Below are 26,164 nucleotides of genomic sequence, written 5' to 3'. Positions count from 1 at the left end.
GTGACTTTTCATATAATGGTAATGAAGGAGGGGAGAAGAATGAATCCGATTATCGTGATTATAAATTATAGGTTTGGCTGTTCTCATAGATTGTTTTTGGCTTGATGTTAATAAAAAGAGATGGGGATGGATGAAAAACTGTACTAGCTTGAGTAAAGGGATATTTTTTTCAGCGTTTATCATTGTTTCGGTATTACTTTACTTCGGTATATGTGCTGTATATTTCTAAGTTTAAAGGTTACAGTATGCTTGGAAAGGAGTGTAAAAATGGATGGGAATTTTGATATGCTTGTAGAAAATGGTTGGTTATTTAAAAATGACGAGAACCAACTTCTTCATTATTTTTCAGACATCGTTAAAAAGTATCCAAATTCGGCAAGAGCTAAATTTGAACTTGGGAATGTCTATGATTATTTAGGACAAGAGATTAAAGCGATACCTCTATATGAAGAAGCTCTCCGAATGGGATTAAAAGCTGAATGGGAAGCTTATGCATTATTACAATTAGGGAGCTCCTTAAATAATGTAGGGAAATTACAGGATGCACTCAGTGTTCTAACTGAAGCTGAAACACGTTTTCCTCACCTACTCTCCATCTCCATGTTCCTTGGAATAACCTTACATAACGCAAATAAGGAGTCAGAGGGTATGAAGACGGTATTAAGAGCAATTATGCGCCAAGTGAAAACTACTGATTTAGAAAGATATAGCTTTGCATTGGATAACTATATTAACAAATTATAAACGCTAAATATAGTTATCTTGATATAAAATAGGGAAGTTTGGTTTAACGAGTTTTAATGTTAAGCCTATTTTTTATCCCGATTGGTGGTTTTGTATTTTTGACCTTTGCTGTCATAAGTGACCCATTCCCCAACAGGATCGTCCATGTTAAAGTAGCCTGAACGCTTTATAGTCCCATCTAAACGATACCATTCCCAATAGCCATCAGGTGTATCATCTATAACCTTTCCTTTAGACCAAATCGTTTTCCCATTAGCATGGTACTTTATCATATAATCATCTACTATATCTAATTTCTTTTCCTTTACGCCATTAGAGTATATGAAGTCACAATTTTTTTAGTGTGCATGTGTACCTCCAGATATTATTTTTATTGGATTTTTGGGAGAAAAGTTAGGATGCTCTCCATTTAATATTTACTCAAAAATATATTAGAATGGTGAATCTTATCTTCTCGTAGTATGAGTAAAATGTTTGTGGGGGAATAAATATCCTTTTTGTATAGTTGGGGGACGAGTCCCCCAACTATACAAAAAGGCCACCAAGCGAGAGCGCGGTAGCTGGAAAAAATTAAGCATTAAAAAAGAGAGCTTCCTTTTGTAAAGTAGAGTTTGCCTAAAACACTACGAAAAGGAGCGGCTCTCATGAATGAATGTAACATAAAATTACCATCATTAAAAGAATTGGAAAAAACTTTATTTCGAACGCTACAAAATACGTTTCAAGAAATCCTTGTTCAAACATTAGAAAATTGGGATTTAGAGATTGCCCAGCAACGAGATAAAAGAAGATTTGCTTTACGAGATAAACGAGATATACGATTAGAGACAGCCTTTGGAGCAGTGGAGCTGAAGCGTAATTATTATTTCGATCGTGTGACAAAAAAATATGTTTGTTTATTAGATCAATATTTACAATTTCAAGGGAATAAAGGATTTAGTCCTCTACTAGAAGAATGGGGGTTAGAATTAGCGACGAATGGTTCCTCCTATCGAAAGGCTGTGGAAACCTTAGAACAGTTTTTAGGCTATTCGGCGATGAGCCACGAAGCATTACGGCAACATCTTCTTCAAACAAACGTGCTTCCAGTTACGGAAAAACGTCCCTTTCAAAAGGTCTTGTTTGTCGAAGTAGATGGATTATATGTGAAGAGCCAAGAAAAGAAAAAGCGTGGATTTGAGTTGAAATTCGCCGCTGTACACGAGGGATGGAAAGGAAACGGAAAGCGAGTCAGGCTCCGAAATAAAAGGCATTTTCTCTATGAAGGAAAAGAAGCATTTTGGGAAGCGTTTGAAACGTTCTTACAGAATAATTATGCGTATGATCCTACCCAAACCTTGCTTATTATTAATGGCGATGGAGCAGGATGGATAACGGCATGTCGGGAGTATTTTCGTGAACGCGCCTTTTTCACCATGGATCGTTTTCATGTAGCTCGTTCGATGAAACAGCTAATGAAGAGCCATCCCCGATACCGCTACATGAAAATAGCGTTAAAAAACTACCAGGTAGAAAAATTACTTCTAGAGTTGAATAGTGCAGTAGGAACAATGGAAACACCAGAAGAAGAAGAAAAACTAGAGCATTTACTTGCATTTTTGACGCATCATCAGGAAGCAATAAAAGATTATCGTATTTGGTTAGAGGAGAAGGATGTGAACACCGAAGCTTATCGTCCGATGGGAAGTGCAGAAGCAATGATGAATCAATTAGCCAAACGATTAAAAAATGGAAGAGCATGGAGCAAAGAAGGGGTCATGAGCATAGCGCGATTACGGATTGGACTAAAAGATGACCTATCCATCCAAACGATATTCGGTAAATGGGAAAAAGCCACGGAAAAATCAAAGAAAGAGCATCGACCGAACAGAAAAATATCAACAAAATTAGTAACAGAAACCGTGCGTCAGAACATTCCATACTTAAATCAGGCGATTGGAAAACCCATTCACTTTGCATTACAGGCATTAAAAGGTTTTTAAAAAAGAAAAAAACGAAATGTTGATGAAAGAAAACATTTAGAAAACGGATACAAAATTAGAAGTTTTACTTTATAAAAAGGGAGCTATAAAAAACTCCCACAAAAACTTGACTCAATCCTTCTCGTAACTAGAATACCAAATGAATGAAAGATATGATAGACTTAGAATCAAAAATAAGGTTAGTTGAAATGGCTGAATAATTAATATCCAATTAGTAAGATTAATGATAAAAATAGTATAGTTTAGCCATTTTCTCTAAATCGAAATAGAATTGATTTTTTGGGAGGATGAATATGGAAGTTTTTGCAGAATACTTAGCAGGCATTGATAATCCAGAGCATCGTGCTCGTACAGAAGAAGTTTTGGGGTGGGTAACGGAGAAATTCCCTAATTTAGTACCGAGAATTGCCTGGAATCAGCCGATGTTCACGGATCATGATACATACATAATTGGCTTTAGCGTTGCAAAACATCATTTGGCAGTTGCACCTGAAAGAGCTGGAATCATCCAATTTTCTGATGCAATTGTACAAGCTGGTTATGATCATACCAAGCAGTTGGTACGAATTAAGTGGGAAAGTCCGGTTGATTTCTCCTTACTTGAGAAAATGATCGAGTTTAATATTACTGATAAAGCAGATTACATGACATTTTGGAGAAAAGAGTAAAATGTAGAAGGGTGTTATTGGATGGCAAATAGGAAAATAAATCCTACAGTAGAGGAATTTTTAAGTGAAGATAGTCCGTGGAAGGAAGAATATGTGAAGTTAAGACAGATTGTTCTTGAGTGTGAAGAGCTTACGGAAGAATTTAAATGGATGCATCCTTGCTACACATTTTACAATAAAAACATTGTGTTAATACATGGATTCAAAGAATATTGTGCCCTTTTATTTCATAAAGGTGTTCTGTTAAAAGATCCTCAAGGAATTCTAATCCAACAAACGGAGAATGTACAAGCAGCAAGGCAAATTCGATTTACTAGCTTGCAGGAAATAGTGAAATTGGAATCTGTCATAAAAGAATATATTCTTCAAGCAATTGAAGTGGAAAAATCTGGTTTGGAAGTAACGATAAAAGAGCACAAAGAATACATCATTCCGGAAGAACTTGAAACGAAATTTGAAGAAATACCTGAATTAAAAAATGCCTTTGAAACATTGACGCCAGGACGACAGAGAGCATACATTCTACATTTTTCTCAACCGAAGCAATCCAAAACTAGAGTAACAAGGATTGAAAAAGCGATGGAGAGAATGCTGAATGGGAAGGGATTAAACGATTGTATTTGTGGATTATCTCAAAAAATGCCCAATTGTGATGGGTCACATAAGTTTGTAGGCAAGCAATAATTGGCTTCAAGGGGAGGGGGGTACTGTTTCCGCACGGAAGAAGTACAACCTTCCTTTTTTGCACTTTGAACCAAAGAAAATGCGATATACAGAGCTATTAAATGATAGTTAAAGTCCCATTTTAGAGGATATCAGCTTATTTGTGTTGAATCTTTCTTTTATCATAGTAGGTAAATAAACAGGAGGACAATACTATTCGAAAATTAGGAGGGGAATAGGATGAACTTTAAATCACCACAAATTATTCTCTATGTTAATGATTTAGTAGACTTTCTGTAAACAAATTACCCAAAAGAGTTCAATATTCCATTTCCTACTAATATCGAGTTAGATAATCAAATTGCAAATAATTATGGGATAAAATTACTGTCATCCATTTATAAACATATAACGATTGTAGTTGACGATAAAAATGGAAAGATAGAGTGTTTGCTTTTCAATAATTAAAGTCCGCAGGGGAATTTTTTATGCAAATAGAATAACCTTCCTATAAGTGATTCTTTTGTCTTGAAAAGAAGGAATATTCTGTCTAAACGTAGAATAATAGATAAAAATATGTTTAGAGAGGTGTAAGGATGGACCAAATTAGTTGTATTTCCTATATTTTGCATCAATCTCATGAAGAAAACATAAGAAAAATAGCGATTGATCTGTTAATTGGAGATATTTCGTTAAAAGAAGCAGAAAGAATATCACCTCAAGTGAAAAAGCAACTAAAGAAGGCAGAAGCATTGTATAAAAGTCATCAGGTAGATTTAAGAGCAGTTTCAACATTTGTCCAAGACTTTATGTTTGTAACAGGATAGCTTACACATTGAAAAGTAATATAGATAAATCTAATTTTTAAGTATTTCTTTCGATAAGAAATGCTTTTTATTTTGCTTTTTTTTGTTAAAAAACAATAAAAAAAGTGTATAAATTAATAAAAATTTATTGTATAACGATAAATGATGTGTTAAATTCAAATAGAAATAAATAAGTGAGGTGTTTTTGATGAAACAAGTGTCAACGCTCTTTTTAAAGATTGCTGTTATTCTTATTGGAGTACCCATTCTTGCATTATGCATTTTTTTAGTACCGGAAATCGGAAAATTTGCTGCTGAGTTGTATCCAAATAATGCTTATATAAAATATCTAATAATGCTTGATTTTTATGCAGCAGCTATTCCTTTCTACTTTGCATTGTATCAAGCATTTAAACTGTTAAACTATATTGATAAGAATGAAGCATTCTCGGAGCTATCGGTAAAAGCATTAAAGAAAATAAAAAACTGTGCCATTTCCATTAGTGCCATTTTTGTGTTAGGTTTGCCGTTATTTTACCTTATAGCAGAAGTGGATGATGCTCCTGGTATCATTTTAATTGGACTGGTTCTGATTTTTGCTTCGATGGTGATTGCCGTTTTTGCTGCAGTACTTCAAAAGCTATTAAAAGAGGCAATTGATATAAAATCAGAAAATGACTTAATCGTCTGAGGTGATATAAATGGCAATTATAATAAATATTGATGTGATGTTAGCAAAAAGGAAAATGAGTGTTACAGAACTATCGGAAAAGGTTGGAATTACAATGGCTAATCTTTCTATCTTGAAAAATGGCAAGGCAAAAGCAATACGTATTTCAACATTAGATGCAATTTGTGAAGCGTTGGATTGCCAACCAGGCGATATATTGGAATATAGAAGTGACGGAGAAATCTAATGATGCGAGCACTAAAGCAGTTTATCTATTTTGGATGGGAACAAGCCTTATCTTGTGTATTTCCTGTAGTTATTTTTGCTTCTTTGGCAATTACAAAAATGATAGATCTTCCCTTGTTACCAAGATATGACTGGCTGCTGCTTATCTGCCTCTTGATGCAGTGGGCAATGGTCCGTACCGGTCTTGAAACGATGGATGAGTTAAAGGTTATAACAGTGTTCCATTTAATCGGACTTGCACTTGAGCTTTTTAAGGTACATATGGGCTCCTGGTCTTATCCGGAAGAAGGTTATACAAAAATCTTTGGAGTACCATTGTACAGTGGGTTTATGTACGCAAGTGTTGCGAGCTTTCTATGTCAGGCTTGGAGGAGATTAAAGGTTGAATTAGTTAAGTGGCCGCCGTTTTTAGTTGTAGTCCCGCTAGCTACTGCGATTTATTTGAATTTTTTCACCCATCATTATTGGATTGATCTTCGATGGTATTTATCAGGATTAGTAATAATCGTGTTTTGGAAGTCCTGGGTATTATACAAAGTAAATGGTATTAGATATCGGATGCCACTAGCACTTTCCTTTGTATTGATTGGATTTTTTATTTGGATAGCAGAAAATATTGCTACGTATTTTAGTGCATGGGAATATCCAAACCAAAGAGATGCATGGAGCCTTGTCCATTTAGGAAAGGTTAGCTCCTGGTTGTTGTTAGTTATTGTTAGCTTTCTTATTGTGGCAACTTTGAAGCAGGTTAAGGGGAAAATGCCTAGCAGTTACTTATAATTCGTTATTAAATAGTGTAACATGATAATTTTATAAAATAGTAGATGAAAAAGTCCGTTTTACTGAAATCTCCTTGATGTAAATGAGATGATGAATAAATTCTTCAAATCTCCATAATGATAGTTGGGACTAAAATAATGAAAAATCCAATAATAGTTTGAAAAATAAGGGCTGCAAAAAGTTCATTCACATTATGTTTTATTAAAAATATGATAGAGTAAAGAAATATATAGCAAACAAAGCTAGCGATAAAACTTTTCATTACATTTATTACAAAAATCATTCCTTTTAATAATATTCAAATTATTCTTTATTTTACTAAAGAACAGAAGTAATATGTTTTTAAAGCAATAAAAATTAGTAATTTAAAAGAATACAATTAATTTATCAGGAGGAAAAAATGAAAATATTAATTAGCCAGCCAAAAATGGAAAAGAACTTACAACAATTAATAGTGGAATTAGAAAGTTTTCCTGAAGTGGATTTAATTCTATTTCCAGAGGGCTATTTTACTGCTGATTATTTAGAGGAAGTCCGTAATTTAGCGAAAAAAAATCATACATACATTGTCACTGGTTATAAAGATGAGAATAATAAGGATAGAGCATTTATTGCCAATCGTTATGGAAAGATAATGTTAGATAGAGCTAAAACTCCAGAGAATGAAATGTTATATAAATCATCTAAAATCAGAGATGACACATTATCATTCGGTTTTTTACTATGCAGAGAGATTTTTCAAGGATTAGAAGGTTTAGAGAGTGGAAAGGTTGAGATTATTTTTAATCCAATAGGTGTTGGCATGTTTAGTGAAGAACAATATGAAGAATGGACAGGAGAAGCAAGAAAAATAGCCATTAGGGAAAAAGCATTAGTTATTGGCACAAGTCATACTGATGGGTCTTACAGAAATTGTGGTTTTTCCATCCCGATTGCTTACTGTTTCGATCAAGAGGGAAATGATGTATTGCTTTCAAAAAATGATATTCGAACTAGAATTTTTGATACAGAGAATAATTGTATAAAGATAGCAGAGAAATTAATAGAATGTTAGAAGAAGAAGGGGAATTATTAGGTTAAAGTTTAATTTCTCTTAAGTAACTAAATTTCCATCTTTATAAAAATAATTTTGAAAAAGAACTTTATAAACACTTGCAAATCATAATCATTTCTTTTTTTCTTATCTTAAACTTCAGTAAGTCTCTCACCTACAAGCTTAGTGAGAATTCGAGGAAGATAGGTGGGAGGTTAACTGTCCGAAAAGGTTCGAATGGTTTAACTAACTAGAGGGGCATGAAGAAAATCCCCACTGATGGAAGTTACACTTTACCAGTACATAGAGAGTAAAGAAGTAGCGCTAGAGAAAAATGCCATAAATGAGAAAAAAGATTTTACAAATTAAATTAACAATCCCAGTCTGCAACAAATACGTGAAGTAATGGAAGACAATTTGTGTTACTCCAATCAAGAGTAGCACTTTTTTTAATTTTATGACAAAACTATTAATTACATAATTTTTAAAAATATCATACTTACGAATAAAGGTCACATATATATATTAATATATTTTTACCATACCATATAGCATTTCATATTGACATGGTACGCGTTTCATCCATTACACTTTAGGAAAATATTAGGAAGAGGGGAAATAAATTATGCTAAGTCTAATTATACTTTGTGCTATTATTTATTTTTTAGCTTATTTTTGCTTAAAAGCCTCTGGACAATCAATGGACGTCACACCGATTCAATCCTTTGAAGATTATTTCATTGGTATATACAGGGAAGAGAAGTAATTGTATGCTTATGGTATAGGTAAAGATGATATTTTGGTTTTGAAAAGGTGAAAGCATGACAAATATTAAAGATTTAGCAAGGATGGCAGGAGTATCTGTAACGACTGTTTCTCGTGTTCTTAATAATCATCCATATGTAAGTAAAGAAAAGCGGACGGCTGTTTTAGAGGCAATAAGTGAAAGTAATTATGAACAAAATATCAATGCAGTTCATTTGAGTAAAGGGAAAACGCAAATGATTGGTGTCGTTCTTCCTTTCTCAGATCATCCATATTTTGCATTGCTATTAAAAGGAATAGCTAAAGAAGCGTTGGAAAATAATTATAAGCTTGTTCTATTTCAGACAGATTATATGGAAAGTAGAGAATTGGAAGCGTTGCAAATGCTAAAGCAAAAGCAAATTGATTCTCTTATTATTTGTTCGAGAACGTGCGAATGGTCTGTTTTAGAAGAATATTTGCAGTATGGAACGATTGTATTATGCGAAAATGTCAATGGAAAAGAATTTTCCTCCACATTTGTTAATCAATATACGATTTTTTTGAGAACATTGGAATTTTTATTTCAAAAAGGCCATGAAAAAATTGGCTATTGTATTGGGAGAAAAACAGGTCCAAGCAGTAAGTTACGGGCTAGAGCATATCAGGAGTTCCTTGAAAAAAATAATCTGCCTTTCCAGGAAAAATATATAATCGATCAGTGTAATTATTTTGAGGACGCAGAAAAAGTTATGGATATGATCCTATATATGGATACACCACCGACAGCTTTGATCGTGACAAGTGATCAAGTGGCAGCGGGAATCGTAACCTGCTGCCAAAAACAGGGGATTAAAATACCGGAGGAACTTGCGATCATTGGTTTTCACAATGAACCAATTGCAAAAATGATGGAAATCTCCTCGATTGAAATTCCACTGTTGGATATGGGGAAACATTTGTTTCACCAAGCCATTAGTAAGGATATTACCAATAAGGAAATGTTTTTTCATTTTATTGAAAGAGGAACGGTTTAAGTGGAAAAAAGAGCTATATTCGTGTAGCTTCTTTTTTTAAAAGTGTAATTGAATTTTACGCATCCAAGTAAATACAAAAAATTATTTAAAACAGTTTTATAGAAAAATAAGGAAATACTCTGTTGGAATGGTAACATATGAAAATAGATAATCAATTTAATAATGAAAGGACATTAAAGCTGTGAAAACCGAGTGTTAATCGAAAATATCCGCTATGTAAACGTATTAGGAAACAAAATAGAAACGCTGCATATCGGAAATAAACGTATACCTATTGTGATACTTACAGGATTAGGATGTTCTTTTTACGATTGGAGCGAGGTAATATTTCCTATAAGTAAAACGAATTAAGTAATTATGTTTCATAGACCAGGACTAGGTGAAAGCGATATTGGAGCTGAAACTCGTAATACAGAAAGGGTAGTAAATGAATTAGTGGATTTACTTACTCAACTTGAAATTACGGAAAAAGTAATTTTAGCAGGACATTCCTATGGTGGTTTATGTGTCCAGCATTTCGTAAGACTTCTTCCAGATAGGGTAGCCGGAATAATTTTAGTAGACTCAACATCTGTTGATTTAGAGGAATTAGACGATTTGGAGTTGCCCATATTAGATGAAGTAGGTTCTGATGAATATTGGTTAGAAGCTTATCGTGTTTATTCCTTAATGGAACCATCTGAATGAAAGAAAATAGTAAAGCCAACTCTTTCGGAAAATCAAAAGAAATTCCCATTAGAAATTCAACAAAGAATAATAGAATTTCAACTTAATCCCTCTTTGTATAAAGCAATGTATTTGGTAATGAATAATTGGAAATTAGATGCTCAGAAGATGAAAACATTAAACCCTGTTCCTAATATCCCTTTGGTGGTTATTGTTAGAGATAAAGAGTATTGTATTAATAATGGGTTCTTAAGGGGTTACCAGAAGAAGAACTAAGATTATTAGAAGAAAAATGGAATCAGCTTGTTACGGAACAAGTGAATCTTAATAACAACAGTGAATTGATTACAGCCGCTAATTCTGGTCATTCCATTTATATCGATAGGCCGGATGTAGTTATTAATACAATAAAAAACATGGTGGATAAATTAACCAGAAATTGATATAAGTATTCTTGAAAGTTAATCGTTATGCTTCAAAATATGATACTGGAATAAAACTCCATTTGACTTAATAATGTCATAAGAATCCCAAATCAGATATAATCAATATGTTAACTAATTCGATTATTATGTTAACATATAATCCGAACATGCTTAAAGGGGAGATGCTTATGTATAAATTACGAGGTCATCATTTACTATGTCTATTAGGATATAGGGGGATGGGATATTCGGCTGATTATATCGAAAATATGACCCGGTTACACCACACTTTAAGATTGAATCCCGACACAATTATTCATCTAATAAATGGACCTGATCATCTATGTGAGAAATACCCTAATTCAGGAAAATATCACTGTCAAGACATCCATATTTATAAAAGAGATGCATTGATTTTGGAAAATTTACATTTAAAAGTTGATAAGAAAATACAATGGAAAGAGATAGAAAACTCAATTCGTAAACATATAATTCCTGCTGATCTTGTCAATATTTGCGAAACATGTACTTGGCGCTCATACGGTGTTTGCGAGGAAGGCATTCAAGAAATTCACCAAGGAAAAGGCTTAAGAGAAGTGAAATGAAACTGGCAAAAATGCCAGTTATTTCTATCGTTGATTTTTACAAAATCTTATAATTAGAATTGCTTTATATTGGAATTTTATAGTGTATATTTTACAAGAACATTAAATGCGAAATTTAAGAGGTTGCACTATTCTATTTTGCAGATGACAATATACTATTTCTGTAAGAATTAGAAAATAGATAGAAGATTAATAGATAGGATAATTCTAGAGAATGATGAAAAGGAAGATTGAAAAATGCTATTTTTTATGGCGATGAAAGCCAAAAGAACGAGGTGCAAGATAGTAAATGGTGTTCATCAAGGGAATGAAAACCAAAAGAACGAGGAGCAAGGAGAAAAATGGTGTTCATCAAGCCGCACTTAAACAGTCTAAAAACTCAATGGACTTTCGGAGTAAATCATCCATTAAACTCCTGAAAGTCCATTTTTAATAAGATTATTGATTATTTCAGCCATTTCTTTTGGGGTTTTGTCCATGCCATTATTTGACCAGACTTTTATGACATGAATACTACCACTAATAGTAAAGGTGCTTACATACTTGGAAAGATCATTTTCAAAGCGGTTAATCGTTTTCCATTTTTGCATAAAAGATTGATGAGCAAATGCCATTACTTTCTTTTCAAAGGAGGTATCTATTTTTTCGTTTAATAGTGTTTGGCAAACATCATGATTGGAAACAAAATATTCTAATATCCGTTCAAGAAGTTGAAGATCATCCTCTTCTTTCTCATAATTATTTTGATTTAAGTAGCCGCCCATATCCTCAATGATTTCTTCTTCAATCTTTTCTAATAGGTCATATTGATCTAAAAAATGAGCGTAAAAGGTAGAACGATTAATATCCGCTAGTTCACAGATTTCCTTAACGGTAATGGCAGAAATTTGTTTTTCTTTTAAAAGCTTAATAAGACTATCCTTTAACACCATCCTTGTGTATTTTTTTCGTCTATCTAATTTGGAATTAGTCATATGGCTCTCCTTAATTTTTTGTTATTCTCCAACAGTAATTAAGAATATGTTGGCTAAAACACGTATCCTGTTAAACTGTTTGTTGATTAGCCAACACGGTGTCTCTATAATGATAGGATGTATAGGAAAAAATAGCAAGAGAGGGTGACTTCTGATTAACATTGCAGAAAAAATTATTAAACATCGAAAGACCATTGCGATTGTATTTATGATTGTTACAATCATATGCGCAATTGCGTCCCTCACTGTATCTGTCAATTATGATATGAAAGATTATTTGCCTGAGGATGCCAAATCTACTATCTCCATGGAGATTATGGAACAAGAGTTTGAAGGAAGTGTTCCAACTAATAGAGTAATGATGAATAATGTGACTATTCAGGAAGCGTTGGCATTTAAAGAAAGGCTTTCTGCTATTGAGGGAGTATCAGATGTTACCTGGCTAGATGATGTCATTGATATAAAAGCTCCTCTTGAAATGGCGAATAAAGAGGAAGTTGATACTTATTATAAGGATGAGACAGCTCTATTTTTGTTTAGTATTCGCGCAGGTGAAGAAGTATCGATTACAGATGCTATATATGATTTGATTGGAGAAGAAAATGCGTTAGCTGGAGAATCAGTTAATACAGCCACACAGCAAAAGATGGCTGGTACAGAATCCATGTATGCAGCTGCAATGCTAGTGCCAATCATTATTCTCATTTTAGTAATATCGACTACCTCTTGGGTAGAACCACTGTTTTTCTTAACAGCAATAGGTGTTTCTGTGTTAATAAATATGGGAACAAACTTCTTCCTTGGGGAAGTATCTTTTGTAACACAATCAGTTGCTCCTATTTTGCAGTTAGCAGTATCCCTTGATTATGCCATTTTCTTGCTTCATAGTTTTTCAGATTATCGGAAGAAAGTTGCAGATCCAAAAGAAGCAATGGGGCTTGCAATGAAGAAATCTTTTTCAGCCATTGCAGCAAGTGCCTCAACAACATTTTTTGGATTCATCGCATTATCCTTTATGAATTTTGAAATTGGTGCTGATTTAGGAATCAATTTAGTTAAAGGGATAGTATTGAGTTTTATAAGTGTGATGGTCTTCTTACCTGCACTCACACTTATCTTCCATAAATGGATTGATAAAACTGCCCATAAACCATTGCTTCCTAGCTTTAAAAAAGTAGGAAATGCGGTATTAAAGGTAAGGTTAATTAGTTTAATTCTAGTATTTCTTCTTCTCATACCAGCCTTTCTTGCTCAAAGCCAAACTGATTTTACTTATGGCGTTGGCGATCAGCCTGAATCAACTAGAACGGGAAGTGACGTTAGTAAAATAAAAGAACAATTTGGAGAAAGCACCCCAATTGTATTGCTCGTACCAAAGGGAGATATTGCTAAAGAAGAGGAGCTTGTACAAGAGTTAGAGCGTACAGACCTCATTTCTAGTGTGGTGGCATATGTAAATAAAGTAAGTGCTGCGATACCTCCTGAATATTTAGATACATCTATTACGGAACAATTTTATTCGAAAAATTTTAGTAGAATCATTCTGCAAACAGAAACAAAGAATGAAGGGGAAGAGGCATTTCAGTTAATAGAAAAGGTTGAACAGACTGCTGAAAAGTACTATGGCAAAGAAGTTTATGCAGTAGGAGAAAGTGTGACATTGTATGATATTAAAAATACAGTGCAGGAAGACAATAAATTAGTTAATTTCCTTACGATTATCACTGTAGCATTTGTATTATTACTTACATTTAAATCTATAGCCATTCCAATCATACTGCTTCTAACGATACAGTCAGCAGTTTGGATCAATCTATCAGTCCCATATTTTACAGACTCAACCTTGGTTTACGTAGGATATTTATTAATTAGCATCATTCAGCTTGCAGCAACGGTAGATTATGCGATTCTTTTAACAGACGCATATAAAGAATATCGTTCAGAAATGACAGTATGGGAAGCAGTAAAGAAAACAGTGGATGAAAAAATCTTTTCCATCGCAATTTCTGCATCGATTTTATCAAGCGTCGGGTTTATTTTATGGCTAACATCCTCTAACCCAATCGTATCATCAATTGGACTGTTGCTTGGAAGAGGAGCATTTCTTGCGTTTATTCTAGTAATATTCTTCCTGCCTGCAATGTTATTAATCTTTGATAAAGTGATTAGGAAAACAACATGGAAAGCAAATTTTTACAAGGAGAAGTGATTATGAGGAGAATGAGAAAAAGTCTACTTGCCTTTGTTGCTCTCATTTTGTTTATGCCGTCACATGTTATGATGGCAGCTACAAATGAAAGCAAAGGAGAGGGTGCCAAATTAGGGGAAATCTCCTCAAAGGATGAAGTAGTCTATGCAAACTTAAGTGCAACTGGCCAAAGACAAGAAATTTATGTTGTCAATATTTTAGATGTAGAACAGGCTGGAGATGTTGTTGATTATGGTGAGTATACAAATATAAAAAATCTTACTAATCTATCTCCAATTGAACAAAATGATAATGAAGTACAATTGGAAGCGATAAAAGGAAAATTTTATTATCAAGGGAATATGAATGAGGCAGATTTACCTTGGAATATTTCCATCACCTATTTACTGGATGGAAAAGAAATGACTCCACAAGAGATTGCTGGAAAAGAGGGTCATGTTCAAATACAAATTGCAACAACTGCAAATGATGAAGTAGACCAGATTTTTTTTCAAAACTACTTATTACAAATTTCCGTACCTCTAAGTGAAGAAATTTATAGTAATATTACAGCACCTAATGGCATGCTTGCCAATGCAGGGAAAAATAAGCAAGTGACATTCACTGTTATGCCAGAAAAAGAAGAAAAGCTGGTAATTGAAGCAGATGCAAAAGGATTCGAATTAGAAGGGATTGATATCTCGGCTGTTCCTTCCTCTATGGCTATTGACGCACCTGACATTGATGAGATGATGGGAGATATGAACTCATTAACGGATGCAATTTCAAAAGTGGATCAAGGCGTAGGGGAATTAGAAAGCGGAGTTACGGCATTAAATGATGGAGTAAAGAGTATGCGAAATGGTTCTAGTGCCTATAAGGATGGAGTACAGAAATTAGCAAGCTCCTCTGGTGATTTAGTTAGCGCCTCTAAACAAATCGAGCAAGCACTAGAAACAATCTCCCATTCTTTAAAAAACAATCCAGAAGATATTAGTCTTGGTGATTTAAATAAACTTCCAGAAGGACTTGGTCAAATCTCAGCTGGACTAAAGGAAACATCGAAAGGATTAGTAACGTTAAAAGAAAATTATGCTAAAAGCTATGATGCTTTAAATAAGGCGATCGAATCGATTCCAGAATATGAGATTTCAGAAGAAGAGATTCAGGAGCTATACAGAAGTAATGCAGATCAGAAAGTTCTTAATCAATTACTTGAGACATATAAAGCAGCTCGTACAGCAAAAGGAACGTATAATGCTGTAAAAGAAGCATTTATTGCAGTAGATACCACATTAAAGCAAGTTAGTGATGTGCTATTAGAAATGGCGAACAGCTTAGATGCAATGGCAAGTGGTATCGCTTCTTCGTTAGAAAGTACGGATATAGTTAAATCATTCGTTCAATTGCAAGAAGGAATAAGCCAATTATCTTCTAATTATCAAGCATTTCATTCTGGATTAGAAAGCTATACTGGTGGAGTGAAGAAGTTATCCAATTCTTATGGGAAACTTGATAGCGGAATGGATGAGCTTTCCAATGGTACTGGTGAATTAGCAACTGGAGTAAATCAATTGCATGAGGGCACTTCTGAATTGAAAAATTCTACTACTAATTTACCTGAAGAGATGAGAAAAGAAGTAGATAAAATGATAAGTGAGTTTGATAAATCAGATTTTGAGCCGATATCATTTGTTTCAAAGGAAAATAAACATGTTCATGCTGTACAATTTGTTTTCAAAACAGAAAGCATTAAATCTGAAGAGCCAGAAACAGTTGAAGAAATGGAAAAAGAAGTTACAGGCTTCTGGAATCGATTATTGGAGCTTTTTAAATAAATGTATGGTGCTAGCCTTATTAGGTTAGTGCCTTTTTTAAATTAAGGCTGTTTTCGTAAAGTTTGTTGCGATGACCCGCAGCCTGAATACAATTCGCTTTCCATGGCGCTCTCCCCATGGAAAGCGAGCGGCAGATGCCATGAAAACAAATCCAATTTCTAAAGTTTAAAAAGTGCCTACTATCAATCATCAAGAGCTAGCAGCTTTTCAGGGCCCATTATACATGGGGAGAAGAGGCTTATCCTCACGAAGTGCAAGAGCAGTTCGGCTATTTTACCCCAAGTGAATATAAAGAGGTTATACAAAATGTGTTCGGAAATAAGGGAGATATCCTTTTGTTTCACCATTACTTGCAAGATGGCTATGAGGATCATTTTTTGCCATATGTGAAAGTGACGGATATCGAGAAGAAGATAGTAAGCCTTCCTGATAGGACTTGTTCTATTGTTATTGTGAAAATGGATGGTAGTAATCATTATAAATAGCACATCTCAAAAATCAACTAACTCCATTTAAAAATAAAAGAATAGAAATTCAACGACTATCACATAATGAAAAAGGGTTTAATTTTAAAATCGGAACCGCTATCTTCTTCATTACATATGAATGTAAAAAGGTTCTTTCAAAGAAAGTAGGTGATATTATGGATATAAACAGAGTGAAGCAAATACTATCATCACCAGCTGAAATAGAGGTACAGTATAATGGAGTGTCTGTGTGGATTGATGATATAAAAGAAGATGATGCGACTGCAATTGTTCATCTCGTAGGTGGTATTGAAGAACAGACGGAAGTAGATATAGAGAGCTTAAAAGAAGTTTAATTTTATGAAGCGATTATCAAAGACAACCACTAATTTAATAGTGGTTGTCTTTGATAATCGCTTTTTCACGAAATCTTATTCCTGTATACCTAATAACTAAAAAATGAGCAACTAAACAAAAGAGAGATGTGAGGAATGAATATATTATTTTTTGCTCGTGTAATTAGAATAATAGGTTAGACAGAAAAGAATTTATCATAGAATTTTGGCATTTCCCTTATCTTTTAACGGCATCTATTATGAGAGATGGAAATACTAATTTTTCTCCTTGATTCCTTGGATCAAACTTCTTAGACCGGAAAATAACACCAGCTTCTCCATTCCAGTCATTTTCGTGAAATATCCCATCCTCATCACAATACTCCAATAAGTAAACCTCAAAGCCTGCTAGTTCAAACATTTTTTGTAATGTATGATATGTATGGACAATTTGGTGGCTCGCTGCTGGATGTTCCTTTGGTCCTGGCCCACCAATTTGCACGATTTGCTGATACGACTCGTCCGGGAAGAATCCATCTGGAACTGCACATCGAACATAGCCAGAATGCTTTAAGTAATGGTAGCAAATGGAGGCAGCTTGAACACCTTGTTCAAAGGTTAAGTGCTCCCATACATGTTCTGCTAAAATGGCCGTAATGGATGAATTTTCAAAACGTTGCCAGGTTGATTCGTCTAAAAGGTTTAGTTCTTCTTCTTGGGTATGAATCCATCCAGGGTTATTTCTAAATTCCCCTGAACCTATCACAACTTTTATCGGCTGTTTCTCCATCAATCTCTCCTTGCTCTTTATTTTGAAAATTTTAATTATACTGTAATATAAGCCTGACATTTGTGCAATAAAAAACTGTTAACGAGTAACAAATAGAAAATATGACTTATGGCATAGGAAGCGTGTCCTATCTATTGTAAAATAAGGGAACCAAGGATGATTTACCTATTTTTTCTTGTTTATATGTATGCTTATACAAAGAGAGGGCGGTTAGTATGAGAAAATTTCAATTTCGAAAAAATATCGGATTACCAATAAAGAAAAAGCTGGTTTTATCCTTTTTAGCAATGCTGTTAATCCCAAGTATTCTAATTGGTGCATTTTCGTTTCTATATGCAAATAATCAAATGGAAAAGGATTTTATAAACAATGCAAGCACTAATTTAAATGTGTTAGATACATCTATAACCAATTTAATGTCACAAAAAGTATATGATGTTTCTGCACTGTCAGAAACGATAACAAAAGAAGCAATGGAGAAAAACCCAGCTAGTCTACAGGCCACTATAGAGCAATACATTAAAGTTCATCCAGAGGTTTCGAGCATTTATATTGCAACAAATGATGGAAAACTTATTCAGAAGTCTACAGAAGAATTGGACGATCAGATGGATCCGAGATTAAGAGATTGGTATAAATCCGCTGTAAATCAAGAGGGACAAGTGGTTATTATGGATCCATATTTATCTCCCGTTTCCAAAAAAATGGTGATTACAATTGGCAAAACAATTGCGGACAACGCAGGGGTTATAGCAGTTACGATGAATCTAGATTATTTAGCGGAACTAGCAAGTGATATAAAATTTGGCAAAGAAGGTTATGTTATTCTTCTTGACCAGAAAAAACGTTTCATCGTTCACCCTGAAGAAAAGCAAGGAGACATTGTAAAGGAATCTTTTTATGAAACCCTTTACAAAAAAGAATCTGGAACATTGGATTATACAGTAGCAAAGGTTAGTAGAAAAATGGTCTATCAAACAAATAAGCTTACAGGCTGGAAGTTAGCTGGGACACTGGAAAAATCAGAAATTGCAAATCATACAAAAGGCCTTTTGTATGCGATTACAGCTATATTAGTTGTTTCCCTTATAATTGGTGGAATAATGATGGTCATAATCGTTCGCTCTATTATTAAACCAATAAAAAAATTAAAGGGTCACGCTACAACGGTAAGCAATGGCGATCTAACAAAAACAATTCATATTGAGACAAAAGATGAAATTGGCGAATTATCGACTGCTTTTCAATATATGCAGGATAACTTACAAAAACTTATCAGAAACATCGAGCATAGTTCTGAGAATGTTGCAGCAAGTGCAGAACAGCTAACAGCAAGCGCCAATGAAGTAAAGATTGCATCAGAACATGTAACGAATACCATCCAGCAAGTTGCTAGTGGGGCAGAAATACAGACAAAAGGGATAGATAATAATGCAGATGATATCATATCCGTATTAAATGGTACTAACAAAATCGTTGAATATAGTAAGAAGGTTTCAGAGCTATCCACTGGAACATTAACGAAAGCTCATACAGGTGGAAATGCCATTGAGGCAACACTGGAACAAATGTATGTGATAAGTAAGACAGTAGCGGAATCCAATAAAATGATTAAGGAATTAGTTGAACAATCAAAGCATATTGGGAAAATTACGGAAAGTATTACGACAATTTCAGAACAAACAAATCTGTTAGCCTTAAATGCGGCAATAGAAGCAGCAAGAGCAGGGGAAAAAGGGAAAGGATTTGCAGTTGTTGCAAATGAAGTTCGAAAACTTGCCGTGCAGTCCGGTGAATTTGCAAGTAATATTTCTCAGCTGATTAATGATGTTCAAAAAACGACTGAAAATACGGTACATAGAATGGCAGAGGTGTCTAGGGCTGTACAAACAGGGTTGAAAGTAACCGATGAATCAAATACAAAGTTTCAAGAAATAGTTTATAGTATGAATGAAATGACACCTCATATTCAAAATGTTACATCAACGTCAAACGAAATGGCTATAACGCTTAATGAAGTAAGTATAACCGCTGGCGAATTAGCGCAAATTGCATATGACAATTCCGCTTCATCTGAAGAAGTCGTATCATTAACCGAAGAACAATTAGCTGCAATGGAAGGAATTTCTAGTTCGGCAAAGAATTTATCACAAATGGCCGATCAGCTTAAAAGGAATCTTCATCAATTTACCTATTAATCAGTCATAATAAAATATCCACTTGCATAAAGTAGCGATAGCATTATCCCACTCTTAAACTTCAGTAAGACTCTAACTTTGAGCTTTGGAGATTGCGAGGAAGTTAGGCGGAAGATCAACTGTCCGTATAGGTCTGATTGGTTCAACTAAGCATCAGTGGGGTAGAAAGGAAACCTCACTGATGGTTAGTTTCACTTTAAAAGCAGGAGGTTATTTTATGAAAAAAATTAACGTTTATTTAATAAATGGATTTCTTGGCAGTGGGAAAACAACAACTCTCTTAAAATGTATGGAGTATTTTAAGGGGAAAAATAAGAAGTATGCTATTATCCTGAATGAACTGGGTGAAACGAATATAGAAAAGCATCTTTTTAAAGATGAATCTCTCTATGAACTTTTGAATGGGTGTGTATGCTGCTCGATTAAAGAAGATTTAAGAACTACCCTAGATGATTTAGCAGAGACGCTACATAAGGAAAATATTGAAGTCGTTTTATTAGAAGGAACAGGAGTAGCAAACCCTTCTGAAATAATGGAGACGTTTAATGAAAAGGTGTATAAAGAAGTATTTCATATTGCTGAAAGTATTTGCTTGATTGATAGTTTGCATTTTACAGAATATACGAGCGTTTTTTCGAGTAGTAAAGAAGTGAGACAATTGCAGAAAGAACAAATTGAAAATGGAACATTGCTTGTATTAAATAAAATAGATCAACTCTCAAGTAAGCAGTCTGTAGAAAAAGTGGAAAAAAGAATTAGAAAAATAAACGCTGATGCCCCATTGATATATAGTAAATATGGGAATGGCGTAACAGAGTATTTAGAAAAACAGCAACAATATAGCAACAAAAAAGAGCTTTCCGTTTCAACTAACCACCACCATCATCACCATCATATTAAAGCGCTGAAATTAGGGCAAACGACTGCCATGACAAAAAGGGAATTAAGAGATTTTTTAAAAAATAATCAGGATAATCTACTTCGAGCTAAAGGCACTATTAAAAATAGTGACGATCAATTATGGTATCACTTTCAATATGCATCTGGATTGTTAGAATGGCAAAAAGTAACTGAATATCTTCCAAATAGAAAAGGAGAAATTATATTAATTGGAGAAAAATTGCCAAAAGAAGTTAGCATTTAATTCTATTGAGTGTATCTTATGGAACCAAACATAAGACTACACTCTTTTTATGCTTTTTATGTATAGTTTGAATAGGACAAGCATAGACATGTATTAAGTAATAGTAGACCGATGTAAGAAAAGGAGTATGCTATGTCCATCCCAACACGTTTAAAGGATCTCTTTATATTTGGCTTGTTTATGGCTTTAATGTATTTGTTTTTTTTCGGGGATATATATGTTGCAGATAAATTCAATTTTGAGATGCCAGATCAGATAAAAACTATTTTTGTATTATTTTTAGGCATTTTTCTTGAGGCTTTACCGTTTTTATTGTTAGGAGCAATTGCTTCATCTATCATCAACCTATATATTTCGGAAGAAACGATTACAAGAATTATGCCTAAAAATCCATTTGTAGCAATTATAGTAGCATTGATTGCTGCATTAATTACACCTGTATGTGAATGTGCTATTATCCCAGTTGTTCGCAGGCTTATTCAAAAAGGAATGCCTGTTCATATTGGTGTGGTTTTATTAATGGGTGCGCCGATTCTAAACTTTATTGTTTTTGGAAGTACGTACTATGCTTTCCAAAATAATATATCCATTGCATATGGGCGTTTTATTATTTGTGTTTTGGCAAGCATCATAGTAAGTATTATTATTTATATGCTTTTTTCTAAACAAAAGGTATTAAAAACGCACCGAGAGGATTTAATGGCATCGGTTCCTGTTAATGTGAATAAAGGAGAGTCGAAATGGAAAGGAATTCTACACCATACTTGCCATGAATTCTTTACAATTGGTAAATACTTTATTATCGGAGCGGTATTTGCAAGTGTTGCTCAAGTCTATTTAAAGGATAGCTATTTCATGCAGACAGGAGAATCGTCGATTGAAGGCACGGCTGTTATGATGGGACTAGCCTATGTATTATCCTTATGTTCCGAAGCAGATGCTTTTGTGGCAGCTTCCTTTTCTAGTATGTTTAGCCCTGAAGCAATCATTGGCTTTTTAGTGTTTGGACCCATTCTCGATTTTAAAAATACATTCGTTATGATGGCTTCCTTTCGAATTAAGTTTGTCCTATTGTTTATATTGATTGTGACGATTGTCGTTTATGTCCTATCTTTATTATCGGGGTTCTTTTTATCACCCTCATAAACTTCAGCAAGACTCTTACCTCAAGCTTTGGAGAATTCGAGGAAGATAGGTGGGTCCGCTGTCTGAAAAGGTCCGATTGGTTCAACTAACCATGGAAAACCCCTAGTGATGGAAGGTTCACTTTATTCTAGATTATTCAATACAAGGAGGAAAATCGGTGAAAATCAAATGGAGTCCAACATGGCAATTGGCAAATGAGTTGCAAGGGATTGTGCTGATTGGCTTCAGTCTCCTTATTTTTAAATTATTGGTAACAGGGGATGTGTCGCGACTTGTTGCCCCTAATATGGTTCCATTTTTATATATCACTATGATCTTGTTATTTTTCCTTGGTTTTTTCCGCTTGCTAAACAGCAATTTAAAGGGAGCAGATTGTGACTGTGATGTGTGCGATGAAAATGCTTCATTAATGAATCTAGCCCTGTCATATTTCTTATTTTTTAGTCCGTTATTTTTGTTTTTCACCTTACAAGATATGTCGATTAACAAAAGTATTCTTCCAAATGTTCAATACGAACACGGACAAACGTCTTCTGCAAGTCAAGCTATTTCATCCGTTACTAATGAGGAAACTATGATTACAATAGAGGATGATAATTATCTGCAAACGATGGATATGATTAACAGCAATTTGGACAATATGAATGGAAAAGAAATCACGATTACCGGCTTTATTCATCGAGAGGAATCATTTACGGATAACGAGGCAGTCATTGCAAGATACGTAATGACACATTGCATTGCTGACCTTGGAATATATGGTTATATGATAGAAGGAGACGTTAGTGATTTACAAAGCGATCAATGGTTTTCATTAACAGGAATATTGGATAAGAAGGAATATGAAGGTCAAGTGATTCCAGTGATTAAAGTGGAGGAAGCTAAAAAAATGGCAGCACCTGAGGAAGATTATTTATATGCTTTAGGCTATTAGCCTACAATTCTTGCATTATTTGAATTTTTTCGCTAAAATTTAAATGAAATCAATTGAATATATATCGGGAGCTTGTTTGAAACAGGCTGAGAGTATGGCTATTCTGCCGTTGACCGAATGAACCTGTTGGATAATGCCAGCGTAGGGAGGTGTATGGAATAGAAGAACACTTTGCTTAGGCGTAGTGTTTTTATTTTTGTCATAATTGCTGAAATTAGCACATAGCTTCCTGTATTTATCGCGTGCTTAACATTACAGTCAGTTATGGCTTTTTTACTATGAATAAGTTTACATAGTGATAATAGGATGGAAGTAAATAAAACTGATAATAAAGGATTACAGAAAGGAAATGAGTCAATAGATGAATGAAACCTATGAAATGATTCCAAATGTAATAACAAAATTAAGAAAAAGAGTACCACTTATTCATAATATTACGAATGTAGTAGTTACAAATTTTACAGCAAATGGGTTATTAGCATTAGGTGCTTCTCCAGTAATGGCATATGCAAAGGAAGAGGTTGCAGATATGGCAACAATAGCAGATGCACTCGTTCTTAATATCGGTACATTAACTGCTGAAAATGTGGAGAGTATGATTATTGCTGGAAAGGCTGCAAATGTCGCCAATACACCTGTTATTCTAGATCCAGTTGGAGCAGGTGCAACTAGCTATCGCACAGAATCTGTCCATCGTATTATGAAGGAAGTAGAAATTACATTACTTCGAGGCAATGCAGCGGAGATAGCTAATGTTGCTGGGATAAAAGCGGAGGTGAGAGGTGTAGACTCTGTAAATGTACATAATAATCGCGGAATTGCAATAGAAGCGTCCCAACTTTTACAAGTACCAGTTGTCATTACGGGTGAACAAGATGTCGCTTTAGCTAACGGGAAACTCACTCTCATTCGTAACGGTCATGAGATGTTGACAAAAGTTACAGGAACTGGCTGCTTACTTTCAGCCATTCTTGGAGCTTTTATTGCTGTTGAAGATGATATATTACTCGCTTCTACAGCTGCATTAGTTACATATGGGATTGCTGCTGAACTTGCCTTTGAAAAAACGAAAGAGGAAGGCCCAGGAAGTTTTCAAATTGAATTATTAAATCGATTAGCAAAAATTAACGAAGCAGATATAAAGAAATGGATGAAAGTGGAAATAGAGAAGGGGGCACTTCAATGACTACAGCAAAAGCATTAACAATCGCAGGATCAGATAGTGGAGGCGGAGCTGGAATTCAGGCGGATTTAAAAACTTTTCAAGAGCTTAAAGTGTATGGGATGAGCGCCATTACAGCTGTAACAGCACAAAATACACTAGGTGTAGATGGAGTATATCCAATGTCACTTGAGGCAATTGAGAAACAATTAGAATGCATTGCCGTTGATTTAAAGCCAGATGCTTTAAAAACAGGTATGCTGTTCAATAGTGAAATTATTGAATTAGTCGCTGATAAAATAAAGCAATACAAGTGGGGCAATTTGGTGGTAGATCCGGTGATGATTGCTAAAGGTGGTGCTAATTTACTTCAAAAAGAAGCAGCAGAATCCATGAAAAAAAAGCTGCTGCCACTAGCCACCGTGTTGACACCGAATATACCAGAAGCCGAGGAATTAACTGGGATGAATATTCAAAATATGGAGGAAAGAAAAGAAGCAGCTAAAAGATTATCTGCGATGGGAGCTTCCTTTGTCATTATTAAAGGGGGGCATGGAGAGGAAGAGGAGTCTGTTGATTTACTTTATGATGGCAGCAGCTATTCTAGTTTGTTGGCTGAAAGAATTCCAACCAAAAACACGCATGGAACAGGATGTACTTTTTCTGCTGCAATAACAGCAGCTCTTGCTAATGGTTATTCCATTAATGATGCCTTTCAATTAGGAAAGAATTTTATTCATCAAGCAATTAAAATGGATCTTCATATAGGAAGCGGACATGGTCCGACCAATCATTGGGCTTATCAAGAAAGTAAAAGATAGGCAAAAAAGCTATTCGGAGGAATTATGACAACTTATACAAGAGAAAGAATAAAAGAATTGCTAAAATTGTATTTTATTATGGGAAGCAATAATAGTAGCATAGCTCCTGATTATGTTCTAGAAGAAGCATTAAAAGGCGGCATTTCAGTGTTCCAATTTAGAGAAAAAGGGAAAGGTGCATTAGAAGGAAAAGCAAAGTTTCAACTTGCAAAAAGGATGCAGAAGTTATGTAACCATTACAATGTTCCATTTATAGTGAATGACGATATTGAACTAGCGATAGCATTGGATGCAGATGGTGTGCATATTGGCCAAGAGGATGAGAAAGCAATAAAGGTTCGAGAATGGATCGGTAATAAAGTATTAGGTGTATCTGCTCATTCTATACAGGAAATAAAACTGGCAATGGAGGCAGGAGCTGATTATATCGGCATTGGTCCCATCTATCCAACAAGCACAAAAAAAGATGCGAAGTCAGTTCAAGGAATATCCCTTATCGAAAAAGTTAAAGAACAAAATCTTACTATACCAATAGTAGGAATTGGCGGGATTACTATTGATAATGCATTTCCTATAATCAAAGCAGGAGCAGATGGAGTAGCAATAATCTCTGAAATTAGTATGGCAGAAAATCCATATGAGCAAACAAAGCGACTAAAAAAAGTGGTTCTTGGTCAAGAGTAATCGTTCTATGTGAATACTTTCTTGCAAATTTAGGTTTTTTGCAAAAAATAGACATTCACCCAACCCAAATATATTATCCTTGCATACAATAATTTTGTAAGAGGAGCTAGTTAAGAAAAAATATAGAGGCTCTTCCTCGTTAACCAGAAAAAGACCTGGTTAATATACTACAAAAATGAGAAAGGGAGATGTATATATGTACGGTTATGGTGGATATGGTTATGGATGCGGATATGGTGCTGGTGCTGGAGCTGGTGGTGGTTACGGCGGTGGATTCGCGCTAATCGTTGTATTGTTTATCTTGTTAATTATCGTTGGTGCAACTTTTATTTGCTAATAAAATAATGAAAAGCTGACTTCGTGTCAGCTTTTTTTACATTTATAGAGGATGAAGATAATTACTTGAAAATATTA

General features: G+C 34.4%; 27 protein-coding genes, 1 pseudogene and 1 riboswitch. Of the genes and pseudogenes, 25 read left to right on the top strand and 3 right to left on the bottom strand.

Annotation, left to right across the window (positions count from 1 at the left end; genetic code table 11):
- Window positions 1-267 precede the first annotated feature (267 nt).
- On the top strand, window positions 268-744 hold the full coding sequence (locus AB3U99_RS13420) for a tetratricopeptide repeat protein (RefSeq protein WP_400241657.1): 477 nt from the start codon (window positions 268-270) through the stop codon (window positions 742-744).
- 65 nt (window positions 745-809) lie between these two features.
- Here the strand turns inward: AB3U99_RS13420 and AB3U99_RS13415 are convergent, their stop codons facing one another.
- Window positions 810-1,016 carry a hypothetical protein gene (locus AB3U99_RS13415; protein WP_400241656.1) on the bottom strand — a complete coding sequence of 69 codons (207 nt, stop codon included), beginning with the start codon at window positions 1,014-1,016 and terminating at the stop codon, window positions 810-812.
- A gap of 372 nt (window positions 1,017-1,388) precedes the next feature.
- Between AB3U99_RS13415 and AB3U99_RS13410 the strand changes: the two genes are divergently transcribed.
- The 12 genes from AB3U99_RS13410 (at window position 1,389) to AB3U99_RS13355 (ending at window position 11,069) form a co-directional block, all read left to right on the top strand.
- The gene (locus AB3U99_RS13410) at window positions 1,389-2,726 is read left to right on the top strand and encodes an ISLre2 family transposase (RefSeq protein WP_400241655.1); all 1,338 of its coding nucleotides are present in this window, start codon (window positions 1,389-1,391) and stop codon (window positions 2,724-2,726) included.
- Window positions 2,727-3,019: 293 nt separating this feature from the next.
- Window positions 3,020-3,394, top strand: a complete 375-nt coding sequence (locus AB3U99_RS13405; protein ID WP_400241654.1) for an iron chaperone — start codon at window positions 3,020-3,022, stop codon at window positions 3,392-3,394.
- Window positions 3,395-3,415: 21 nt separating this feature from the next.
- Entirely contained in the window at window positions 3,416-4,078 is a 663-nt protein-coding gene (locus AB3U99_RS13400; RefSeq protein WP_400241653.1) for a DUF1801 domain-containing protein, read from the top strand.
- A gap of 575 nt (window positions 4,079-4,653) precedes the next feature.
- Window positions 4,654-4,884: a hypothetical protein gene (locus tag AB3U99_RS13395; protein ID WP_400241652.1), complete on the top strand. Its 231-nt coding sequence runs from the start codon at window positions 4,654-4,656 to the stop codon at window positions 4,882-4,884.
- A gap of 187 nt (window positions 4,885-5,071) precedes the next feature.
- The gene (locus AB3U99_RS13390; RefSeq protein WP_400241651.1) at window positions 5,072-5,554 is read left to right on the top strand and encodes a DUF2975 domain-containing protein; all 483 of its coding nucleotides are present in this window, start codon (window positions 5,072-5,074) and stop codon (window positions 5,552-5,554) included.
- A 10-nt stretch (window positions 5,555-5,564) separates the two neighbouring features.
- Window positions 5,565-5,780 (top strand): helix-turn-helix domain-containing protein, encoded by a 216-nt coding sequence (locus tag AB3U99_RS13385; protein WP_341193340.1) that lies wholly within the window; start codon window positions 5,565-5,567, stop codon window positions 5,778-5,780.
- A 2-nt stretch (window positions 5,781-5,782) separates the two neighbouring features.
- Window positions 5,783-6,559: a DUF817 domain-containing protein gene (locus tag AB3U99_RS13380; RefSeq protein WP_400248070.1), complete on the top strand. Its 777-nt coding sequence runs from the start codon at window positions 5,783-5,785 to the stop codon at window positions 6,557-6,559.
- Between the two features lie 400 nt (window positions 6,560-6,959).
- Window positions 6,960-7,613, top strand: coding sequence for a hypothetical protein (locus tag AB3U99_RS13375; RefSeq protein WP_400241650.1), 654 nt, complete (start codon window positions 6,960-6,962; stop codon window positions 7,611-7,613).
- Between the two features lie 604 nt (window positions 7,614-8,217).
- Window positions 8,218-8,358, top strand: coding sequence for a hypothetical protein (locus AB3U99_RS13370; RefSeq protein WP_400241649.1), 141 nt, complete (start codon window positions 8,218-8,220; stop codon window positions 8,356-8,358).
- A gap of 55 nt (window positions 8,359-8,413) precedes the next feature.
- Window positions 8,414-9,373 (top strand): LacI family DNA-binding transcriptional regulator, encoded by a 960-nt coding sequence (locus AB3U99_RS13365; protein ID WP_400241648.1) that lies wholly within the window; start codon window positions 8,414-8,416, stop codon window positions 9,371-9,373.
- A gap of 357 nt (window positions 9,374-9,730) precedes the next feature.
- Window positions 9,731-10,060 carry an alpha/beta fold hydrolase gene (locus AB3U99_RS13360; protein WP_400241647.1) on the top strand — a complete coding sequence of 110 codons (330 nt, stop codon included), beginning with the start codon at window positions 9,731-9,733 and terminating at the stop codon, window positions 10,058-10,060.
- A 592-nt stretch (window positions 10,061-10,652) separates the two neighbouring features.
- Window positions 10,653-11,069 (top strand): DUF1284 domain-containing protein, encoded by a 417-nt coding sequence (locus AB3U99_RS13355; protein ID WP_400241646.1) that lies wholly within the window; start codon window positions 10,653-10,655, stop codon window positions 11,067-11,069.
- 407 nt (window positions 11,070-11,476) lie between these two features.
- Here AB3U99_RS13355 and AB3U99_RS13350 read toward each other — a convergent pair whose 3' ends face one another.
- On the bottom strand, window positions 11,477-12,043 hold the full coding sequence (locus AB3U99_RS13350) for a TetR/AcrR family transcriptional regulator (RefSeq protein WP_400241645.1): 567 nt from the start codon (window positions 12,041-12,043) through the stop codon (window positions 11,477-11,479).
- A gap of 208 nt (window positions 12,044-12,251) precedes the next feature.
- On the opposite strand from AB3U99_RS13350, the gene AB3U99_RS13345 reads away from it, so the two are divergent.
- The 4 genes from AB3U99_RS13345 to AB3U99_RS13330 all read left to right on the top strand — a co-directional run bounded on the left by AB3U99_RS13345 (window position 12,252) and on the right by AB3U99_RS13330 (window position 16,892).
- A complete protein-coding gene (locus AB3U99_RS13345; protein ID WP_400241644.1) occupies window positions 12,252-14,252 on the top strand; it encodes an RND family transporter in 2,001 nt (666 codons plus the stop codon).
- Between the two features lie 2 nt (window positions 14,253-14,254).
- Window positions 14,255-16,069 carry a YhgE/Pip domain-containing protein gene (locus tag AB3U99_RS13340; RefSeq protein ID WP_400241643.1) on the top strand — a complete coding sequence of 605 codons (1,815 nt, stop codon included), beginning with the start codon at window positions 14,255-14,257 and terminating at the stop codon, window positions 16,067-16,069.
- Between the two features lie 251 nt (window positions 16,070-16,320).
- Window positions 16,321-16,554: a hypothetical protein gene (locus AB3U99_RS13335; RefSeq protein WP_400241642.1), complete on the top strand. Its 234-nt coding sequence runs from the start codon at window positions 16,321-16,323 to the stop codon at window positions 16,552-16,554.
- Between the two features lie 158 nt (window positions 16,555-16,712).
- Window positions 16,713-16,892: an H-type small acid-soluble spore protein gene (locus AB3U99_RS13330; RefSeq protein ID WP_400241641.1), complete on the top strand. Its 180-nt coding sequence runs from the start codon at window positions 16,713-16,715 to the stop codon at window positions 16,890-16,892.
- A gap of 217 nt (window positions 16,893-17,109) precedes the next feature.
- Here AB3U99_RS13330 and AB3U99_RS13325 read toward each other — a convergent pair whose 3' ends face one another.
- On the bottom strand, window positions 17,110-17,661 hold the full coding sequence (locus AB3U99_RS13325) for a class I SAM-dependent methyltransferase (protein WP_400241640.1): 552 nt from the start codon (window positions 17,659-17,661) through the stop codon (window positions 17,110-17,112).
- A 215-nt stretch (window positions 17,662-17,876) separates the two neighbouring features.
- On the opposite strand from AB3U99_RS13325, the gene AB3U99_RS13320 reads away from it, so the two are divergent.
- The 8 genes and pseudogenes from AB3U99_RS13320 to AB3U99_RS13285 all read left to right on the top strand — a co-directional run.
- Window positions 17,877-19,859, top strand: coding sequence for a methyl-accepting chemotaxis protein (locus AB3U99_RS13320; RefSeq protein ID WP_400241639.1), 1,983 nt, complete (start codon window positions 17,877-17,879; stop codon window positions 19,857-19,859).
- Between the two features lie 217 nt (window positions 19,860-20,076).
- Complete coding sequence (locus AB3U99_RS13315; RefSeq protein WP_400241638.1) at window positions 20,077-21,003, top strand: GTP-binding protein; 927 nt, start codon at window positions 20,077-20,079, stop codon at window positions 21,001-21,003.
- Between the two features lie 132 nt (window positions 21,004-21,135).
- The gene (locus tag AB3U99_RS13310) at window positions 21,136-22,149 is read left to right on the top strand and encodes a permease (protein WP_400241637.1); all 1,014 of its coding nucleotides are present in this window, start codon (window positions 21,136-21,138) and stop codon (window positions 22,147-22,149) included.
- Between the two features lie 157 nt (window positions 22,150-22,306).
- Window positions 22,307-23,083 carry a TIGR03943 family putative permease subunit gene (locus AB3U99_RS13305; RefSeq protein ID WP_400241636.1) on the top strand — a complete coding sequence of 259 codons (777 nt, stop codon included), beginning with the start codon at window positions 22,307-22,309 and terminating at the stop codon, window positions 23,081-23,083.
- Window positions 23,084-23,137: 54 nt separating this feature from the next.
- A riboswitch (TPP riboswitch) is annotated at window positions 23,138-23,248 on the top strand.
- 196 nt (window positions 23,249-23,444) lie between these two features.
- A complete protein-coding gene (gene thiM / locus AB3U99_RS13300; protein ID WP_400241635.1) occupies window positions 23,445-24,269 on the top strand; it encodes a hydroxyethylthiazole kinase in 825 nt (274 codons plus the stop codon).
- Window positions 24,266-25,066, top strand: a complete 801-nt coding sequence (gene thiD / locus AB3U99_RS13295) for a bifunctional hydroxymethylpyrimidine kinase/phosphomethylpyrimidine kinase (RefSeq protein ID WP_400241634.1) — start codon at window positions 24,266-24,268, stop codon at window positions 25,064-25,066. The genes thiM and thiD overlap by 4 nt, the downstream gene beginning before the upstream one ends.
- Window positions 25,067-25,090: 24 nt before the next feature.
- Window positions 25,091-25,750, top strand: coding sequence for a thiamine phosphate synthase (thiE, locus tag AB3U99_RS13290; protein ID WP_400241633.1), 660 nt, complete (start codon window positions 25,091-25,093; stop codon window positions 25,748-25,750).
- 256 nt (window positions 25,751-26,006) lie between these two features.
- A pseudogene (locus tag AB3U99_RS13285) lies at window positions 26,007-26,087 on the top strand (YjcZ family sporulation protein); the annotation flags it as partial.
- Window positions 26,088-26,164 lie beyond the last annotated feature (77 nt).

Origin of the sequence: Niallia tiangongensis, from assembly GCF_044704065.1 — a bacterium.
GTDB lineage: Bacteria > Bacillota > Bacilli > Bacillales > Cytobacillaceae > Niallia > Niallia tiangongensis.
This window is presented reverse-complemented; position numbering and strand designations above follow the sequence as displayed.

Bases quoted from the DNA above. Each gene is read 5' to 3' on its own strand.
- AB3U99_RS13420 (WP_400241657.1), top strand. From the start codon at position 268: ATGGATGGGAATTTTGATATGCTTGTAGAAAATGGTTGGTTATTTAAA.
- AB3U99_RS13415 (WP_400241656.1), bottom strand. From the start codon at position 1,016: ATGATAAAGTACCATGCTAATGGGAAAACGATTTGGTCTAAAGGAAAG.
- AB3U99_RS13410 (WP_400241655.1), top strand. From the start codon at position 1,389: ATGAATGAATGTAACATAAAATTACCATCATTAAAAGAATTGGAAAAA.
- AB3U99_RS13405 (WP_400241654.1), top strand. From the start codon at position 3,020: ATGGAAGTTTTTGCAGAATACTTAGCAGGCATTGATAATCCAGAGCAT.
- AB3U99_RS13400 (WP_400241653.1), top strand. From the start codon at position 3,416: ATGGCAAATAGGAAAATAAATCCTACAGTAGAGGAATTTTTAAGTGAA.
- AB3U99_RS13395 (WP_400241652.1), top strand. From the start codon at position 4,654: ATGGACCAAATTAGTTGTATTTCCTATATTTTGCATCAATCTCATGAA.
- AB3U99_RS13390 (WP_400241651.1), top strand. From the start codon at position 5,072: ATGAAACAAGTGTCAACGCTCTTTTTAAAGATTGCTGTTATTCTTATT.
- AB3U99_RS13385 (WP_341193340.1), top strand. From the start codon at position 5,565: ATGGCAATTATAATAAATATTGATGTGATGTTAGCAAAAAGGAAAATG.
- AB3U99_RS13380 (WP_400248070.1), top strand. From the start codon at position 5,783: ATGCGAGCACTAAAGCAGTTTATCTATTTTGGATGGGAACAAGCCTTA.
- AB3U99_RS13375 (WP_400241650.1), top strand. From the start codon at position 6,960: ATGAAAATATTAATTAGCCAGCCAAAAATGGAAAAGAACTTACAACAA.
- AB3U99_RS13370 (WP_400241649.1), top strand. From the start codon at position 8,218: ATGCTAAGTCTAATTATACTTTGTGCTATTATTTATTTTTTAGCTTAT.
- AB3U99_RS13365 (WP_400241648.1), top strand. From the start codon at position 8,414: ATGACAAATATTAAAGATTTAGCAAGGATGGCAGGAGTATCTGTAACG.
- AB3U99_RS13360 (WP_400241647.1), top strand. From the start codon at position 9,731: ATGTTTCATAGACCAGGACTAGGTGAAAGCGATATTGGAGCTGAAACT.
- AB3U99_RS13355 (WP_400241646.1), top strand. From the start codon at position 10,653: ATGTATAAATTACGAGGTCATCATTTACTATGTCTATTAGGATATAGG.
- AB3U99_RS13350 (WP_400241645.1), bottom strand. From the start codon at position 12,043: ATGACTAATTCCAAATTAGATAGACGAAAAAAATACACAAGGATGGTG.
- AB3U99_RS13345 (WP_400241644.1), top strand. From the start codon at position 12,252: ATGATTGTTACAATCATATGCGCAATTGCGTCCCTCACTGTATCTGTC.
- AB3U99_RS13340 (WP_400241643.1), top strand. From the start codon at position 14,255: ATGAGGAGAATGAGAAAAAGTCTACTTGCCTTTGTTGCTCTCATTTTG.
- AB3U99_RS13330 (WP_400241641.1), top strand. From the start codon at position 16,713: ATGGATATAAACAGAGTGAAGCAAATACTATCATCACCAGCTGAAATA.
- AB3U99_RS13325 (WP_400241640.1), bottom strand. From the start codon at position 17,661: ATGGAGAAACAGCCGATAAAAGTTGTGATAGGTTCAGGGGAATTTAGA.
- AB3U99_RS13320 (WP_400241639.1), top strand. From the start codon at position 17,877: ATGAGAAAATTTCAATTTCGAAAAAATATCGGATTACCAATAAAGAAA.
- AB3U99_RS13315 (WP_400241638.1), top strand. From the start codon at position 20,077: ATGAAAAAAATTAACGTTTATTTAATAAATGGATTTCTTGGCAGTGGG.
- AB3U99_RS13310 (WP_400241637.1), top strand. From the start codon at position 21,136: ATGTCCATCCCAACACGTTTAAAGGATCTCTTTATATTTGGCTTGTTT.
- thiM (WP_400241635.1), top strand. From the start codon at position 23,445: ATGAATGAAACCTATGAAATGATTCCAAATGTAATAACAAAATTAAGA.
- thiD (WP_400241634.1), top strand. From the start codon at position 24,266: ATGACTACAGCAAAAGCATTAACAATCGCAGGATCAGATAGTGGAGGC.
- thiE (WP_400241633.1), top strand. From the start codon at position 25,091: ATGACAACTTATACAAGAGAAAGAATAAAAGAATTGCTAAAATTGTAT.